This window comes from Pseudomonas sp. HP_12, assembly GCF_055283955.1.
The window spans coordinates 1-18,259 of sequence record NZ_JBTOQG010000029.1; the positions used below are offsets into that span (position 1 = coordinate 1).

12 protein-coding genes are annotated in these 18,259 nt (G+C 62.7%); 5 read left to right on the forward strand and 7 right to left on the reverse strand.

The annotated features are described in order from the left end of the window. Positions 1-168: 168 nt before the first annotated feature. From mnmH to treS, 4 genes are all read right to left on the reverse strand, one after another. A complete protein-coding gene (gene mnmH / locus ACYASU_RS18035) occupies positions 169-1,278 on the reverse strand; it encodes a tRNA 2-selenouridine(34) synthase MnmH (RefSeq protein ID WP_463583586.1) in 1,110 nt (369 codons plus the stop codon). Then, complete coding sequence (selD, locus tag ACYASU_RS18040) at positions 1,278-2,312, reverse strand: selenide, water dikinase SelD (RefSeq protein WP_463583587.1); 1,035 nt, start codon at positions 2,310-2,312, stop codon at positions 1,278-1,280. Before selD ends, mnmH begins: the two co-directional genes overlap by 1 nt. 145 nt (positions 2,313-2,457) lie before the next feature. Further along, positions 2,458-3,606: an MFS transporter gene (locus ACYASU_RS18045; protein WP_463583588.1), complete on the reverse strand. Its 1,149-nt coding sequence runs from the start codon at positions 3,604-3,606 to the stop codon at positions 2,458-2,460. Positions 3,607-3,902: 296 nt separating this feature from the next. Next, positions 3,903-5,972, reverse strand: a complete 2,070-nt coding sequence (gene treS / locus ACYASU_RS18050) for a maltose alpha-D-glucosyltransferase (protein ID WP_192172038.1) — start codon at positions 5,970-5,972, stop codon at positions 3,903-3,905. 214 nt (positions 5,973-6,186) lie between these two features. Between treS and pdxR the strand changes: the two genes are divergently transcribed. The 5 genes from pdxR to ACYASU_RS18075 all read left to right on the forward strand — a co-directional run bounded on the left by pdxR (position 6,187) and on the right by ACYASU_RS18075 (position 12,530). Continuing rightward, a complete protein-coding gene (pdxR, locus tag ACYASU_RS18055; RefSeq protein WP_463583589.1) occupies positions 6,187-7,632 on the forward strand; it encodes a MocR-like pyridoxine biosynthesis transcription factor PdxR in 1,446 nt (481 codons plus the stop codon). Positions 7,633-8,306: 674 nt separating this feature from the next. Continuing rightward, the gene (locus ACYASU_RS18060; RefSeq protein WP_463583590.1) at positions 8,307-9,413 is read left to right on the forward strand and encodes a Gfo/Idh/MocA family protein; all 1,107 of its coding nucleotides are present in this window, start codon (positions 8,307-8,309) and stop codon (positions 9,411-9,413) included. 253 nt (positions 9,414-9,666) lie between these two features. Then, positions 9,667-11,250 carry an aldehyde dehydrogenase (NADP(+)) gene (locus ACYASU_RS18065; protein ID WP_463583591.1) on the forward strand — a complete coding sequence of 528 codons (1,584 nt, stop codon included), beginning with the start codon at positions 9,667-9,669 and terminating at the stop codon, positions 11,248-11,250. A gap of 292 nt (positions 11,251-11,542) precedes the next feature. Further along, positions 11,543-12,121 (forward strand): DUF1349 domain-containing protein, encoded by a 579-nt coding sequence (locus tag ACYASU_RS18070; protein WP_463583599.1) that lies wholly within the window; start codon positions 11,543-11,545, stop codon positions 12,119-12,121. A gap of 67 nt (positions 12,122-12,188) precedes the next feature. Then, complete coding sequence (locus ACYASU_RS18075) at positions 12,189-12,530, forward strand: FKBP-type peptidyl-prolyl cis-trans isomerase (RefSeq protein WP_463583592.1); 342 nt, start codon at positions 12,189-12,191, stop codon at positions 12,528-12,530. Positions 12,531-12,969: 439 nt separating this feature from the next. Here the strand turns inward: ACYASU_RS18075 and ACYASU_RS18080 are convergent, their stop codons facing one another. The 3 genes from ACYASU_RS18080 to ACYASU_RS18090 form a co-directional block, all read right to left on the reverse strand. After that, positions 12,970-15,345: a response regulator gene (locus tag ACYASU_RS18080; RefSeq protein ID WP_282373123.1), complete on the reverse strand. Its 2,376-nt coding sequence runs from the start codon at positions 15,343-15,345 to the stop codon at positions 12,970-12,972. Between the two features lie 67 nt (positions 15,346-15,412). Next, positions 15,413-15,874 (reverse strand): response regulator, encoded by a 462-nt coding sequence (locus tag ACYASU_RS18085; protein WP_192172045.1) that lies wholly within the window; start codon positions 15,872-15,874, stop codon positions 15,413-15,415. A 19-nt stretch (positions 15,875-15,893) separates the two neighbouring features. Further along, positions 15,894-18,152 carry an ATP-binding protein gene (locus tag ACYASU_RS18090; RefSeq protein WP_463583593.1) on the reverse strand — a complete coding sequence of 753 codons (2,259 nt, stop codon included), beginning with the start codon at positions 18,150-18,152 and terminating at the stop codon, positions 15,894-15,896. Positions 18,153-18,259 lie beyond the last annotated feature (107 nt).

The window sequence follows — 18,259 nt, forward strand, 5'->3', positions numbered from 1 at the left end:
TCAATTTGCGATTCTGTACGGAGATCGATTTATCAGGCCGACCTGGTAAAAGCACGGCCTGCCTAACGGCAGGCCGCTACCAGCCCGCACACAAAAAATCTGACAGTCCCCTCGCCGAAGGCGAAACGTCTGCCCCCAGGCAGACGCTCTTGATCTTGATCTTGATCTTCAACCGCGGCAGTTCAGTTTCCGCTGTTTCAGATACTCGACAACAGCCCGCTGATCCCCTGCAAACTCGATTCGGGGGTTTTTGCTGTCCCGCTGAAACGCATACATCGGATCGTAATACTCACCCAACATCCCGCTGATCCAGCCCCGATGCTCATCCACCGCCCCACTGCGCGCCTGCTCAGCCAGCGCACTGTCCATGATCGCCGCCAGCCGCTGATAACGCTCACCGCCCAACCGCCGCACGATACTCGACAGGCTTTGCTTCAGCCGCTCGGCGTACGCCGCAAAACCCGTTTCAATGCCCTGCACGGCGATGAACTCCGCACACAGATCCGTCACGTAATCCTTCAGAATTCGCTCGACCCGGCTGTCAAAACTGTCCTCCAGCCACACCAACGGCGCGTCCTGCATCGTCCGGTACAACTCAAGGGGGACCGCACGACTGCCCACGATCCGCCCTTCATCCTCGACCACAAATTGATCGAGGTGCCGGGCGCGCTTTTTCAGGATGTCCACGGCGAGCACGTTCTCGAAATCGATCTGCCCCGGCTGCGGCGTTGCGTGTTTGCCGAAGCTCGAGCCGCGATGGTTGGCATGGCCTTCCAGATCCAGCCCGTTGTCGAGCTGCTGCAGCACCTCGGTCTTGCCGCTGCCGGTCAGGCCGCCGATCAGCACGAAATCGCACTCGACCACGGCCTGCTCGGTCACCTCGATCAAAAAGCTGCGCATCGCCTTGTAGCCACCGATGACCCGGGGGTACTCGATGCCCGCTTCGCTCTTGAGCCATTGCTGGGTGATCTGCGAACGCAGCCCGCCGCGAAAGCAATACAAAAAACCCTCGGGATGGTTACGTGCAAAACTCGCCCATGCCTCGATCCGCGCCTCTTTCAAGTCGCCTGACACTAATTTGTGGCCCAGTTCGATGGCGGCCTGCTGCCCGTCCTGTTTGTAGCTGGTGCCGACCTTCTGCCGCTCGACGTCGTTCATCAGCGGCAGATTGATCACGCCGGGGAACGCGCCTTTGGTGAATTCAACCGGCGCACGCACGTCCATCATCGGCACGTCGTTGAGGAAAATCTCCCGCAGGTCGGCGCTGTTGTCGCGCATCAGAACACCTCGACCGCAAGTGGCTGTCGCTCCACCAGTTCGCCGATCGGCGCAAGGCTCAGGCCGAGTTCGTCGGCCATTGCCAGGAACGCCGTTTCCTCGGCAGGCTCGACGGCAATCAGCAGGCCGCCGCTGGTTTGCGGATCGCACAGCAGCAACTTCTGCGCCTCGGGCAGCGCGCCGATGCGTTCGCCGTAGCTGTCGTAATTGCGGTGGGTGCCGCCGGGGATGCAGTCCTGCTCGATGTAGAAATCGACGCTGCCCAGACGCGGCACAGCGGCGGCGTTCAACCGCGCGGTGACCTGACTGCCGTCGGCCATTTCGACCAAGTGCCCAAGCAAGCCGAAGCCGGTCACGTCGGTCATCGCAGTGACGCCGGCCAGTCGGGAGAAACGGCTGCCGGGCTTGTTCAGTGTGCACATCACGTCACGGGCCAGGCCGATGTCTTCATCGCGCAGCAAGCCTTTTTTCTCGGCGGTGGTGAGAATGCCAATGCCCAGCGGCTTGGTCAGGAACAGCTTGCAGCCCACGGTCGCGGTGTCGTTGCGTTTCATGAAGCGCTTTTCCACCAGCCCGGTCACGGCCAGACCGAAAATCGGCTCGGGCGCGTCGATGGAGTGACCTCCGGCAAGCGGAATACCCGCTGCATCGCACACCGCACGCCCGCCACGAATGACTTCGCGGGCGATTTCAGGGGCCAGCACGTTGACCGGCCAGCCCAGAATGGCGATGGCCATCAGTGGATCGCCGCCCATGGCGTAGATGTCGCTGATGGCGTTGGTCGCGGCGATGCGGCCGAAGTCGAACGGGTCGTCGACGATGGGCATGAAGAAATCGGTGGTGGACACGACGCCCTTTTCGTCGTCGATGGCGTAGACCGCTGCGTCATCGCGGGAGGCATTGCCAACCCACAGGCGCGGGTCGAGGTTCTGCGCGCCGCTGCCGGCGAGGATGGTTTCCAGCACCTTGGGCGAGATCTTGCAGCCGCAGCCGGCGCCGTGACTGTATTGGGTAAGACGAATCGGGTCGGTCATGGGAAGCCCCTGAGTTTCAAGGCGCCGAAGTCTAACAGAGGCGCCAGTGGGTTGAAGATTTGCTGGATGGCTGGATACGCGATTTGGCAGGACCGGCTTCAGCCGGGAAGGCGTCAGATGCCACACCGCAAAATGATGGCTTTCCTCAGCCCTTCGCCATCCGCCGTGCCGTCAGCACCTGCGCCAGCATCAACGCGCCCACGCAGAGCAGCGCTTCCCGCAGGCCGATGAGGTGGGCAGCAAAACCAATCAACGCGGGTCCCAGCAGAATCCCGCAGTATCCAATCCCGGTGATCACCGCGATCGCCAGCCCCGCTGGCATTCTGGTCTGCGCACCGACCACCGAGCAGTAGACCGGAAACGTATTGGACAACCCCAGCCCGATCAGCGCGAAGCCCAACAGGAACAGCGGCCAGGGATCCAGCAGGATGGCCATGGCAAACCCGACCATCACCAGCAGGCCGCCGCCGATCAGCAGGTTTACCGCGCCGAAGCGGTTCCTCAACCAGTCCCCGGAAAACCGTCCCGCGGCCATGGCCAGGGAGAACACTGCGTAGGCGCCGCCGGCCACCGACACATCGATCTGGTGCATCCGGTTCAGAAACACCGCGCTCCAGTCGAGCATCGCGCCTTCCACCAGCAGCGCGATGAAGCAGAGAATCCCGACGATGACCACCTTGGTGGTCGGCCGAGCGAACGGCGCTGATGGATCATCCGCGCCGTGGGGCACCAGGTAGCGCGCGTGCCAGAGCAGCATCCCGCCAATCAACGCCACTACCACGGCCACCGCCAGTAACGGCGACGCGCCCAGCCACAGCAGCAAGGTCATCAACAGCGCACTGCTGATGCCGCCGAGGCTGAACAGCCCGTGGAACCCCGACATCATCGGCCGCCCGTGATCGCGCTCGACCATCAGGCCCTGCACGTTCATCGCCACATCGATGCTGCCCAGCCCCGCGCCGAACACGGCTAGCGCTAGTGCCAGCGCCGGCAGGGAGGACAGCGTAGCGAGCAACGGCAGCATGCAGCAGATCAAGGCGCCACCGATCAGCGAAACAAAGCGGCAGCCTTTGCGCGTGGTGAGCATGCCCGCCAGCGGCATCGCCAGCATCGAACCGAGGCCGAAGCACAAGAGCAGCAGGCCGAGCTGTGCTTCCTCAAGCCCGGCGCGATCACGGGCGAAAGGCACCAGCGGCGCCCACGCGCCCAAGGACATCCCGGACAGCAGGAACGTCAGGCGATAACTCCACAGGTGAACGAAGACAGGGGCACGAACGGATTGAGCAACTGACACAGAAAACGACCTGAACAGGTCTGCGCGAACGGCAGACGGTGAAAAAAAGTGATCCCTCACTGCACGCATTACTTCGCAGGACCGGCTTTAGCCGGGAAGAGGCCAGGCCGTACACCCTAAGTGCAGCGGTGTGGCGACTGACGCTTTCCCGGCTGAAGCCGGTCCCACTCATAACGGCGCGTGGATTCAGTGGGACCGGCTTTAGCCGGGAAGAGGCCAGCCCGTACACCCTCAATGCAGCGGTGTGGCGACTGACGCTTTCCCGGCTGAAGCCGGTCCCACTACGCAAGGCCCGTTTACATCATCGGTGCCGCCATGCTCACCACGCGCAGTGCCAGGCCTTCATAGGCGTCCAGCGTGATGGTGAATTCACCCTCTTCGGTCAGGTCGCCTTCTACCCGCTCGTTGATGATGTCCACCACCGGCCCCGGTGCAATGCCCGGCAGGTGCAGGGTCTCGACGATGGCCTCCGCGCTGAAGTTCAGCGCAGTGATCTGCGTACCCTTCCCGGCCGGCAGTTCGTGAACCATGATCAGCAACCCCGGGTGTTCGACGTCCGGAATCAGAATCTGCCGGCTGGCAGCGATGTCGTAGGCGCGGCGTACCGCCAGCAGTTTTTTCAACTGCGAGGCGAACGAATCCGGGCGCTTCAACTGCTCAGGGAGGCTGCCGTACAGCGCCCGTGCCCGGGGCATGCCACCTGCCGAGACTTCGCAGTCCGGGTCCATGTCGACCAGGTCATAGCCACCGCGATGGATCCAGCGGGTATCGCCATCACCCATCAGGTGCTCCACCTGCTCGGCCGGCAGCGGCAAGGCGCCCACCAGGTCCCAGCCCGACAGCGCGAACACGCCAGGTTGCATGGCGTTGAACATCACCAGCAGCAAATGAATGTGCTGGATCTTGTCGATGTCGGCCGCGGTCATGCTGTCCAGCTCGCGAATGCCCAGCGCTGCGGTGATGATGCTCGCCGTGGTGCAGGACACGCCGTTGGTGACGAACTTCAGGTTGTACGGTGCGTGCTCGCCGGCCAGACGCTCGTACATCTCCTCGCGGATGTGCTCGCGCAGGATGTTGCCCGGGAACGTCTGGCCCTGATACAGGTACTGATCGTGAGCATGCAGCGTCCAGAAATGCACCAGCTCCAGGGTCAGTTCATCGTGGTTCTGCAGCGCGTGAATCAGGGACGCAGGGTCGATGCCGAACTCATGCACCTGACGCAGCATCAACCGCAGGAACTCCGTGCGGCCGGTGAGCAGGGCATGCTGATACGCCGGACGGGTGATGAAGTCGTAGGAAAGATCGGCGCCGCCGTGGGACATGGCCGCGATGTCGTCGATGGTCAGGTTCAGCTCCTGGAAGCTGAAACCGCCGGCTTTGCGAATGGCGCCTGCCAGCAACTGATTGCCGGTGATCGACAGCGGGTGGCTCTCGGACCACGCCGTGCCGTCGGCCTTGCGTTCGACGCCGAGGAAACCGTTGGCGTCCAGACGCAAGACCCGCGCGCCCATGACGTCAATGGCGTGCAGGGCGTCGCCGATGATCATCTGCTGCGCGGCGAAACTCGGGTCCAGCCAGTTCAGCGACGGCTGGCCTTCCTTGAAGTAATGCAGATACACCCAGCGGCGGTCCTTGCCGTCGACACCCGTGACAACGGGCGTGGCGCTCCAGTCGGTCTCCTTGACGCCGGGTTCGAAGAAGATCACCCGCTGCAACTGGCCGACGATGTAATGCTTGTCGCGCAGGGCATCGACGGTAGCAGGCTGCAGGTTGACGGCATCGCGGCCGGCCGGGACTTCCGGCAGCAGCGACCAGTCTTCTTCCTTGATTTCCACCATGTGGTAGAGGCCCGGGTACTCTTCGTAGGCCATCTCGGCCAGGCGGAAATCCGCGCCCTTGCCGGTGTGGGACGGGATCACGTCATCGACGACGATCGCGTTGTGCGCAGCGGCGATGCGGCTGAGGTTGAGAAACTGGGCGTCGGTGCCCAGGGACGAATCCACCTCGAAGCTGATGCGGTCGAAGTTGCCGTCGATGCTAGGGGTGCGCTCGCGGCCTTTCAAACCGCCGGAGGCTTTCAACGGGCCGTTATGAATGCCCTGGATGCCGATTTCCGACAGCGCGTGCCAGAGCTGCTCATCGCCCAGCGCTTCGAGCACCGAGCTGCCATCGCGGGTGATGATCGACGCCGGGTAGGCGGTGAACCAGACCGAGCCGATGGCCGAAGCGTCCCGCGGACGGGCCTGGGCGTAAGGCCGTTGCCAGAGACGGCCCTGGCCGCCGTACAGTTTTGCGCGTTGCTTTGCGGCGTTGAGCATCGATTGCTCAACCAGCCATTCCACGTACTGCTTGTCCGGGGTGGTCATGTGTTCGGGGTTCCATCTTCAAGTGGATGGGAGCGGCGGCCCAGGGCTCTGCGAGCGCTGTCCGGACCGTCCTGCCTGTGCGTGTCAGGTTTATGCCTAACTCTAAGAGCACCTTGGCGCGTAAACGTTGCATCGGTTGCTGTCACGCGCGCGGCTGCACTGGCTAAAATCCACCGGCGTGCATCCGCACCGTCGGCGCTGTTCAGGGGTTTGCGTGGAATTACACATCGTTATCGAGGGCCGCAAGGACCTCGCCCATCAAGTTTATGAGCAGCTGCGCGACAGTATCGTGTCCGGCCGGCTGGCGGCAGGTGTTCAATTACCGCCCAGTCGCCTGCTGGCGGCGCAACTGGGGCTGTCGCGCAAAACCATTTCCGACACCTACAGCCGACTGACCTACGAAAACTACCTCGTCGGCAAGGTCGGCAGCGGCACGTTCGTCAACGCCTTGAGCGCTTACAGCCCGACTCGGCCGGCGCCTTCGCCGCTGGCCAGCGCCCACATTGTGGCGAAATGGGAGCGCATCTCCCTGCCCCTGCGCCACCCGACCCGCGCAGGCACCCTGCGCTACGATTTTCTCGGCGGCGCGACGGCGAAAACCCAGTTCCCCCATGACGAGTGGCGGCGCTGCGTGCACCACGCGGTGCGGCAGATGTCCACCGAACGCGGCTTCTACAGCCAGCCCGAAGGCCTGCCCGCCCTTCGCGCCGCCATTGCCGGGCACATCGCCTTTGCGCGCGGCGTCCGCTGTGTGGCCGATGACGTGGTGGTGTGCAATGGCGCGCAACAGGCCCTGGACCTGATCGCTCGCGTGCTGATCGAACCCGGCAGCCGCGTGGCCGTGGAAGATCCCGGCTACACACCCGCGCGCCTGCTGTTTGCCGCCCAAGGGGCGGAGGTGGCCGGCGTGCCGGTCGACAGCGAAGGCATCATCGTCGATGAGATTCCCGACAATGTCTGCGCCATCTACGTCACCCCGTCCCACCAGATGCCGCTGGGCATGCCCATGAGCCTCGCGCGCCGCCACGCCCTGCTGGAGAAGGCCCGGCGGACCGGCGCGATCATCATCGAAGACGACTACGACAGCGAGTTCCGCTACGAAGGCCGTCCCACTGACTCGCTGCAAAGCATGGACGAGCACGGCGTCGTCGCCTACGTCGGCACCTTTTCGAAAACCCTGCTGCCGGAACTGCGCCTGGGTTACGCCGTGCTGCCGGCGGCGATCCTCGAAGCGGTGATCAAAGCCAAGCAACTGACCGACTGGCACACCTCGACCCTGCCGCAATGGGCGCTGAGCAAATTCATCAGCGAAGGCCTGCTCAACAAACACATCCGCCGCTGCCACAGCACCTACGCCGGGCGCCGCGAACGCATCCTGTCGCGCATCGCCGGCGACCTGTCGCCGTGGCTGGAAACCATCCCGTGCACGGCGGGGTTTCACCTGGCGGTGATGCTCAAGCCCTCGCTCCTGCCTGCGATCGACCTGCACATCCTGGTCGACCGCGCCCGGGATACCGCGCTGGGCCTCTACCCCCTCCACGGTTTCTACAGCGAAGCGCCACCCCGCGATGGGCTGATGCTGGGCTTCGGTGCGATTGACCTGCTCGACATCGACCCGGCGCTGGACCGGTTGCGGGACCTGCTGATGGGGTTTGGTTGATCGGGGAAATACAGGGTGCACTCACGGGCGCCTTTCCGGCTAAAGCCGGTCCTACACACACCGCGCGCATTCAGTAGGACCGGTTTTAGCCGGGAATGGACGCGGAGCGTCCCGGGATGCGTGCCCACGCAGAGCGTGGGCACGATCAGAATAGATCCGGTCTTATTGATCGAGAATTGATGGCGCCTCCACCGGCCTCTTCCCGGCTGAAGCCGGTCCCACTAAAAGCAGACCGCGTACACCCTGTGGGACCGGCTTCAGCCGGGAAGCTTTTGATCTTGATCTTCCTACGCAGGAAGTCCAAACGACACCAATCGCGACTTGGGTGCAGGCTGAACGCAGGTCTCGCGGAGTGGGCCGAGCCGCATGGATGCGGCGAGAGCGCCGTCAGGGCATGGATGCCCGTTCGGCGCGGGCCCACGGAGCGAGACCGGAGTGAAGGAACCCCGACGCAGGAGGGGCCCAACCAGGAGCAGGCACCCTTGGTTACTTGGGGTGCTCTTCCAAGTAACTCGCCGAAGGCGAAACAGTCTGCCCCCAGGCAGACGCTCTTGATCTTGATCTTGATCTTGATCTTGGAAAGCGACCCACGATTGGATTGAACTTCTCACCCCGGAACCTGCCGACTACAGAGCTGCCGGACACACCGTCCGCTGAGAAATGGAGGCTTATACATGCCAGACGCAAACGGCAAAATCCGCTACGCAGTGGTCGCTGGAGGCTGGATCTCCCAAGGCGCATTCATGCCGGGACTCGAACAGACCGACAACTCCGTCATGACCGCCCTCGTCACCGGCGACCCCATCAAGGCCGACCAACTCGCGGCACTCTACGACCTCAAAAGCTACCACTACGACGAATTCGACACCCTGCTCAACTCCGGCGAAATCGACGCCATCTACCTGGCAACCCCCAACTTCCGCCATCGCGAATTCGCCGTTCCGGCACTCGAAGCCGGCATCCACGTGCTGCTCGAAAAGCCCATGGCCGCCAACGAAGAAGACTGCCTCGCCATCGCCGAAGCCGCCAAGCGCTCCGGCGCCAAACTGATGGTTGCCTACCGCCTGCACTTCGAGCCCGGCACCGTCGAAATGGTCCACCGCGTGCGCGCCGGCGACCTCGGCGATCTGCGCCTGTTCACCGCCACCTTCGCCCAGACCACCGACCCGGCCAACCACCGCATGCAGAGCGGCTTCGACGCAGGTCCCGTGGCCGACATGGGCCCGTACCCGATCAACGCCGTGCGTAACCTGTTTGCCGCCGAACCGATTGAAGTTCACGCCGTCGGCATCAAGACGCCGGGCCGCGAAATCAACACCTTCGACACGGTCAACGTCACACTGCGCTTTGCCGAAGAACGCTTGGCCACTTTCACCGTGAGCTACAGCCTGCCGTCCACCGAGCGTTTCCAGCTGATCGGCACCAAGGGCGAGTTTGAAGCCTCGCCCTGCTTCGGTTTCGGCGAAGGCGTGGCGATCGGTTACCGGGCGATCATCGACGGCAAGACCACGGAGCATACCCACCCGGTGGTCGACCAGTTCGGCGGTGAGACCCAGTACTTCTCCGACTGCATCCTGCAGGACCGCGAGCCCGAGCCGGACGGCGACGAAGGCTGGCGCGACGTGCGGGTGGTCGAGGCCATCGAACGCGCGTTGACCACCGGCCAGCCGCAGAAGCTCGAGCCCCTGCCGGAACGCCCGGGCATCAGCATCGAGCAAGCCCGTCGCCTGCCGCTGGCCAAGGTGCCCGAGTACATCAACACGGACGAGCCGAACGCCTGATCGACTTATGGGTCGGGTATGACTACCTGACGCATGTTGATCACCGCTCAATGCCCGGCTATTTTGATGGCCGGGCCTTGCTCAGCTCCCCTCACGGCTGCGCGCCTTGCAGCTGAAAAAATGCAGTTGTATGATGACTGTCGACTTTGCGATGAGCCGCTGAGCTTGTCGCCGCTACGCTTCAAACGATTTCGAATTCCTCCATCAGGCTAAACGCCTGATCGATTCGCCCCAAAAATAACAGGAGAAGCAGATGCCTACCGTTCTCGGTCAGAACTTCATCGGCGGCGCCCGCAGTGGCCTCGGCGAAGCACGCCATAAAAGCCTCGACGCCACCACTGGCGAAGCACTGCCCTACACCTTCCATCAGGCCACCGACGCGGAAATCGACGCCGCTGCCTCGGCCGCCAAAGACGCCTTTCTTGAATTCCGCCAGTTGAGCCCGGCCCGTCGCGCCGAGTTCCTTGATGCCATCGCTGACGAACTCGACGCCCTAGGCGATGACTTCGTGGCCCTCGTTTGCCAAGAAACCGCGCTGCCGGCCGGTCGTATCCAGGGCGAGCGTGGCCGTACTTCCGGCCAGATGCGCCTGTTCGCCAAAGTCCTGCGTCGCGGCGACTTCCTGGGCGCGCGTATCGATCAAGCCCTGCCGGATCGCAAGCCGCTGCCACGTGTCGACCTGCGCCAGCAGCGCATCGGCGTCGGCCCGGTGGCCGTGTTCGGCGCCAGTAACTTCCCGCTGGCCTTCTCCACCGCGGGCGGCGACACCGCTTCGGCACTCGCCGCCGGTTGCCCGGTTGTGGTGAAAGCCCACAGCGGCCACATGGCGACGGCTGATCTGGTGGGCAACGCTATCGTTCGCGCCGCCGAAAAAACCGGCATGCCAAAAGGCGTGTTCAACATGATCTTCGGCAGCGGCGTCGGCGAAGGCCTGGTCAAGCACCCGGCCATTCAAGCGGTCGGCTTCACTGGTTCGCTGCACGGCGGCAATGCCCTGTGCAAACTGGCGTCCGAGCGTCCGCAGCCGATTCCGGTCTTCGCCGAAATGTCGAGCATCAACCCGGTGGTCCTGCTGCCAGGCGCGCTGACGGCGCGCGGCACTGCCATCGCTGGCGAACTCGCCGCTTCCGTGGTCATGGGCGCAGGTCAGTTCTGCACCAACCCGGGCGTGGTCATCGGCATTCGCTCCCCTGCCCTGACCGCGTTCACCGAGCAGCTGACCGAGCACATGGGCGGTCAGCCACCTCAGACCATGCTCAACGAAGGCGGCCTGCGCAGCTACAGCAAAGGCGTCGAGAAGTTGCTGGCGCACAAGAGCGTCACGCACCTGGCCGGCAAGCCGCAGGAAGGCAAGCAGGCCCAGGCTCAGCTGTTCAAGGCCGACGTCAGCATGTTGCTCAACGGCGACGAATTGCTGCAGGAAGAAGTATTCGGCCCGACCACGCTGCTGATCGAAGTGGCAGACGACGCGGAACTGAAGGCCGCACTGCTGGCCCTGCGCGGCCAGTTGACCGCCACGCTGATCGGCGAAACCACCGACTTGCAGAAGTACCAGTGGCTGGTGCCGGTGCTGGAAGAGAAAGTCGGCCGCATCCTGGTCAACGGCTACCCAACCGGTGTTGAGGTGTCCGATGCCATGGTTCACGGCGGTCCTTACCCGGCGACCTCCGATGCGCGCGGTACGTCGGTGGGCACCCTGGCAATCGATCGTTTCCTGCGCCCGGTCTGCTACCAGAACTACCCGGACAGCCTGCTGCCGGCGGCGCTGCAAAACGCCAACCCGTTGGGCCTAAAGCGCCTGGTGAACGGCGAGTGGAGCACTGACGTCATCGCGTGATGAGGGGGCCTGATTCGTCAGGTCCGATTCGTCAGACCTGAATCCTCAGACCCACGAAAAACGGCGCGACCCTGTAAAGGGCCGCGCCGTTTTTTTTCCTGATGACACGTCTGGAGCGTTGCAGGCGAGCCCTCGGCTGTGGCTGTTTCTAGTCTCACTTGCGCCGATAACCGAGGGGCGGCGATCATGCGTTCGATTCAGTCCTTCACTTCTGGATCCAGCTATTAACGAAGGAGCTAGCCTGGTGGATAAAAAACAGGTTGAAGTGGGCAGTCAGAACGCTGAAGCGTCAATTTGGCAGACTGCCAAATGGCTGAACAAGCCGAGCCATTGCCAAAGCATCGCTGAACACACGTTAGAAATTGTGACTGACCTTCAAACCGATTTCTGGCGTGAAACCCATTACGGGTTCATTCGAGACAGCGGACATTTCCTGGGGTTTGAGACCACTGGTGGCTTTACCGCTCAAGTCAGAGTGAATGCCGATTTTCGCGAGCTCTATGACCAGGCGGGGATGATGGTCAGGCTCAATGAGGAGACCTGGTTGAAGGCAGGAATCGAATATAACGATGGAATTCCAATGATCAGTAGCGTGCTGACACGCGGCACGTCGGATTGGGCACCCTGCAGCTTTTCTGGCGACCCAACCGATTTCTGGCTTCGTGTGACCGTTTCCGATGGAGTGCTGCGCTTGCAATACTCCACCGACGGAATGACCTGGCCGCTGCTTAGACTTGCTCCCTTTCCAGATGCGGACCGCTACACGGTGGGTCCTATGTGCTGCACACCGGAGCGGCAAGGGTTAAAGGTGAGGTTTTCCGAATGGTCATTGACCCCGCCCCTCGGGCGAGACCTGCACGATTTGACCTAGCCAATCTCCCGGCTGCTTACGCTTGGCCAGCCTGCATCCCGCCTCCTCTCGCTGTGGAAACCTGAACATGAATGAAGAACTGAGCATCGTCGATCTGCAGGAAGGCACCGGCAAGGCCGTCGTCAAAGGCGCGCTGATCACCACCCAATACACCGGCACCCTTGAAGACGGCACCGTGTTTGATTCCTCGTGGGAGCGCGGCAAGCCGTTTCAGTGCGTCATTGGCACCGGGCGGGTGATCAAGGGCTGGGACATCGGCCTGATGGGCATGAAGGTCGGTGGCAAACGCAAGCTGCGGGTGCCTGCGGCGCTGGCATACGGCGAGCGTTCGATGGGCGCGCACATCAAACCCCATTCGAATCTGGTGTTTGAGATTGAACTGCTGGAAGTGCTGACGCGGGATGAGTGAGGGGTGTTTCAGCCGATAGATGTTCAGCGGCATGTCATGGCCCATTCGCGAGCAAGCTCGCTCCCACAGGGAATGGCGGCGTACCCAAAATCCCGGCAGAACCAAGAGCCGTGCGGGTGTGCGCAATCGCGAGCAGGCCCGGCTTTAGCCGTGAAGAGGCCAGCGTGTACGCCATCAATCTCGCGGCGTGGCTCCCGACGCATTCACGGTTAAAGCCGGTCCCACAATTTGGGTCCACCGACAGTCACATTGGGTGTACGCAATGCTTTCAGTGGGACCGGCTTCAGCCGGGAAGAGGTCAGCGTGTACGCCATGAGTCTTGCGGTGTGGCTCCCGACGCATTCCCGGCTAAAGCCGGTCCTACAATGGGAGCCCGTCGCAGGCCCTGCAGATGAGTGCAATCCCGGTGGGAGAGGCTTCAGCCCGCGGAATTTCGGACCTACGCCTGCATCAACACCCGGGCCAGTTTCTTCGCCAGTTCCTCTTCCTTGTACGGCTTCTGCACGATTAGCTTCGGGTCGACGTCGAGGATGTCGATGTCGGCGAAGCCGGTGATGAACATGATCGGCAGCTGCGGGTGGTCGCGGCGGACGATTTCCGCCAGCTCGCCGCCGGTCATGTTAGGCATGGCGAAGTCGGTCAGCAGCAGTTCTATGCCGGGGTCGAGCTTCTTCAGCGCTTCGTCGCCGCTGTCCGCTTCGACCACCGAATACCCCAGCGAAACCAGCATCATCGCCGTCACCGAGCGTACGTCCGGGTCGTCGTCAACCAGCAGAATCGTGCGGTGCTTGGTGTCCGCATCGGCGCGGCCGGGCATGTCGGAGGCGCTGACCACCGGGACCGCCGTGCGCGCCACACTGGGCAGGTACACCCGCAGCGTGGTGCCGGCGTTTTCGGCGGTGTCGATGCTCACGCCGCCACCGGACTGCTTGGCGAAGCCGAACACCTGCGCCAGACCCAGCCCCGAGCCCTTGCCCACCGCCTTGGTGGTGAAGAACGGTTCGAAGGCCTTGGCCAGGACTTCCGCGCTCATGCCGCAGCCGGAGTCACTCACCGACAACACCACATACGCGCCGGGCTCCGGATCTTCCTGCCGTAACGGCAGGCGATAAACCATCTCGTTCCAGGTGCTCAAGCGCAGTTCCCCGCCCTGGGGCATAGCGTCCCGGGCGTTGATCGCCAGGTTGAGGATGATCATCTCGGTCTGCGTCGGGTCCACCAACGCGCTCCACAGGTCCTCGGCGAGTTCGGTTTCCACCCAGACGCTGCCGCCCAATGCTCGACCCAGCAGTTCGCGCATGCCGTCAATCGTGTCGTTGAGGTTCAGCGCAACGGGCTCCAGGCGCTGGCGACGGGAGAACGACAGCAGCTGACTGGTGAGCTTGGCGCCCCGCTCGCCCGCTTCGCGGATGTTCTGCAGGCGCTGCGGCGACTTGGTGAACACGCCTTTTTCCAGATCCCGGCTGAGGAAGTTCGCGCTGGTCAGGATCACCGTCAGCAGGTTGTTGAAGTCGTGGGCGACGCCGGCGGTCAACTGGCCGACTACCTCGAGCCGCTGCATCTGCTGCAAGGCGGCCTCGACGCGTTCGCGCTCCTTGATCTGATCGCGCAGACGCTTGTTGGTCGCCGCCAGTTCGTCCACCACCGCCCGCTCGCCGGTGATGTCGCGGACCGCGGCGTACATCAGCCCGTCGTCCGGCACGATGGTCCACGACAGCCAGCGAAAGCCACCATCGGCATGGCGCATGCGGTTGACGAAGCGCGTGGTCACGTGGCCGTCGGCAATGCTGGCGGTCTCGCGCAACGTGGCGGCAAGATCATCCGGATGGATGAATTCGCTCAACCGCTGCTGGCCGACCTCATCCCGACCCCATCCCAGCGTCGCCTCCCACGCCGGGTTGAGGGCAATTGGCGTCATGTCGAAATGCAATACACCCAGCAGCTCCCGGGACAGCTCCCAGGTGCGGTCACGCTCGCGGGTTCGCTGAACCACGCGTTCGCCGAGAATTTCATTGAGCTGAAGCAGCGCCTGGGTGGCATTTTTGCGTTCGGTGATGTCCTGCATAACGCCGGTAAAGCGCACGCACTGGCCGTCTTCGAACAGAGAGCGGCCATTGGCGAAGACCCAGCGCTCCTCGCCCTCATCGGTAATCAGGCGGTGCTCGATCTGGAACGAGGTGTCCACCGTCAGCGCGGCCATGACCTTGCTGTGCAACTGATCGCGGTCGTCCGGATGGCAGAGCAGGAACATGAGGGCAAGGGTAACGTGGGCGTCGGCTTCAACGCCGTAAAGCGTTTTACAGCGCTCGTCCCACAGCAGCGTGTCGGTGCGCGGATCGTAGGTCCAGACGCCCATGTCGGCCGCTTCGATCGCCAGATGCGCACGCACTTCCGCGACTTGCAGCGTCTTCTCGGCGTACAGGCGCTTTTCCCGCTCCTGCACTTCGGACACCGCGCGCACCACCGCCTTGGGCAGCATTTTCATGTTCTGCTTGAGGACGTAATCAATGGCGCCCATGCGCATCATCTCGACGGCATGCTGCTCGCCGAAGATCCCCGAGAGAAAGATGAACGGCGTCTTCGGGGCCAGCCGCAACGCGCTATTGAGCACGTCGGCTCCTGACGAGCCCGGCAACAGATAATCGCTGAGAATGAGGTCGAAACGTGCGGCCGTCAGCTCACGTTCGACGTCCTGGTGGTTGTAGACCAGCGTAGCGTCGACCTTCAGCCCACTGTTTTCGAGGGTGAGGAGAATCAGCTCCGCATCGAGCGAACTGTCTTCGACCAAAAGCAATTTAAGCTGCGATAACGACATGGATAAAAGTCATTGTTCCAGTAGGGGCTTGCGCGAATGCGTTGACGCAGGCCAGCAAGCGCCGGATTCAGGATCCCGGGCGACGGGCGAGTCGCAGGGAACCCGGCGGAGGCTCGTTCAGGACTGCCCAGAACACGCCAAGATCCGAGATCGCCGAGACGAATTCCTTGAATTCGACCGGCTTGACCACGTAAGCGTTCACACCCAGCGAGTAGGCGCGGTCCAAATCGGGTTCTTCGCGGGAAGACGTGAGCATCACGACCGGAATGCTGCGCAGTTCCTCGGTTTCGCGGATGACCTTGAGCACTTCAAGGCCGTCGACTTTTGGCAGTTTCAGGTCCAGCAGCATCACCGCCGGATTGCCCACCACGCGATCGTGATGGTGGTTGCGGCGCAGCAGGTAATCAAGGGCTTCTGCACCGTCACGCAACACAATAACTTCGTTGGCCAACTGGCTACGTTCCAGAGCGACAAGGGTCAGCTCGAGATCGTTCGGATTGTCTTCCACCAGAAGAATGGGTTTAAGCACTGGGCGTCTCCTTCGACACTCAAAGAGTTACGGTCAAACCGCGCTTGGGCAGCGCAAAATAAAAAGTGGCGCCATGGCCCAACTGGCTGTGCGCCCACACAGTGCCGTCATGGCGTTCGATGATCCGTCGGACACTTGCCAGGCCAATGCCGGTGCCTTCGAATTCCTCCATGCGGTGCAGGCGCTGGAACACCCCGAACAGCTTGCTGGCGTAGGCCATGTCGAAGCCGACGCCGTTATCGCGGATGAACACCACGACCTTGCCGTCTTCCTCGTAACTCCCCACCTCGATCACTGCCGGGTCCTGGTTGCGGGTGTACTTGATCGCGTTGGACAACAGGTTGCGCATCGCCAGATGCAGGAACGCCGCATCGGCAATTACCACGGGCAGTGGACCGGTGACCTTCCACTCCAGCGCGCGGCCTTCGTAATCAGGCAGCATTTCCCGGCGAATCGACTCGACCATGGCATTCAGGTCCACGTCGGAGAAACGCATCGCAGAGCGGCCCATCTGCGAGAAGCTCAGCAGGTTGTCGACCAGCGTACCGGCGAATCGTGCCGAATCACTGATGTTTTCCAGGAAGCGTACGCCTCGGTCAGACAGCTTGCTGCCTTCGATGTCATTCAACAGCTCGGCGTACCCGGCAATGTGGCGCAACGGCGCACGCAAGTCGTGGGAGACGCTGTAGGAAAACGCTTCGAGCTCTTTGTTGGATTTCTTCAATTCATCGGCCAGTGCGGCCATTTCTTCAGCCTTGCGCAGGACGATGCCGAGCACGGCCGCTCGCAGCTCGATCACCGCTTCGCAATCCATGTCGTCCCACGGTCGGGAGAACCCGCGCACGGTCTGCTGCCACAGGGCGAAGCTGTGACGCGGGTTCAGCGAGCCACTCGGGCTGACACTTTTTTCCGGTTTGCCTGCCCAGTTGACCACGCGAGCCTGCTCGGGCCGGAACCAGATGATGAAGTTGGAATGCAACTCGGAGATCGCCGTCGCCAGCACGCCGCTGACCGAGGTGGCCAGCACGGGCAGCTGGGGAATGTCGCGGCTGATGTTGTCGGAGCGGAAGACCTCGTGGGGATCACGGCCGCTCAGCCACTCGGCAAGCTTGACGATCTGCTCGCGCTCGGGGGTTTCGCCGTAGACATCGACGCTGGCGCCGGAAATCACCGCCGCGCCGCTGGCACCGACAAAACCCAGCAACACCTCGGGCATCGCGCGCAGGCCGCCGGTCACGCTGTCGAGGTCGGCCATGGCCGCGAGCATCTGCACGATTTGTCGGCGCAGGCTGAGCATGCGCTGGTTGGCGGCATGGGCTTCCTTGCTCTCGATCTGCAGGGACAAGACGCTGCCCAGCAGTTCACAGGCGGTCCGGGTCTGGAAGCTGACCCGGCGCGGCGTCGCGTGGTGGCAGGAAATCAGGCCCCACAACCGCCCGCGCACCACGATGGAGATCGACATTGAGGCCATCGTCTGCATGTTGCGCATGTACTGCAGATGCACCGGCGACACGCTGCGCAACGTGGCGAACGTCAAGTCCAGCGGTGCGCCGGTCAGGGGATTGTTGGCGGGTAACAGCGGCGATGGCTGGTAGTTGGCGTTTTCAATGACACGAATACGGTTGGCCAGATACAGCGCCCGGGCCTGGGCAGGCACGTCAGACGCCGGGAAGCTAAGGCCGAGCAGGCTTTCATAGTCGTCATCTGCCGCTTCGGCATTGACCAGGCCGTTTCCATCGACATCGAAGTGGTAGGCCTTGACCCGACCGAAGCCGGTGATGCGCTTCACCTCGGAGACCGATCGCTGACACAGCGCTTCGATGCTTTCGTCTACGGTCATCTGGCTGATGAACCCGCGCATCAGCGGGTAAACATTGCCGTAGGCGCCGGTCATGTCACCGGCCGGCTCGAACTCGGCGATCAGGACCTGATCGTGACGATGAACCATCATGGTCATCGGCTGAGCCGTGCTGGAACCTGAGAGGAAACGCACATCACCGATGTGGAACGGGTTCTGTTCTTCTTCAGGCAGCGCTTGCAGCCGTTGGAGCAGCCGCTCGGGCTCGGCGAACACGCGGGTCAGGGTGGCGCCGATCAACGACTGAGGCTCCAGCCCGAGCCAGTCGCTGACATTGGCACTGACTTGAATGATGGTCGAAGCCGCTTCGTCGATGACCAGCAGAAAGCCGTGGGGCTGAATGCTGCCGGGGATCTGGATCGGTTCACGCGCGCAATGCTCAATCGCGCCCTGAAGGCCGTCGTCGTCGCTAAGGGTCAAGGTCTCGCTCCTTCACCGTCAACGTTTGGGCAAACGGCGTCGGTAATATGTGCCGGAAAGGCGGCACGGATGGGGATGCCGCACACGGTAACAAAAACCGACCGGCT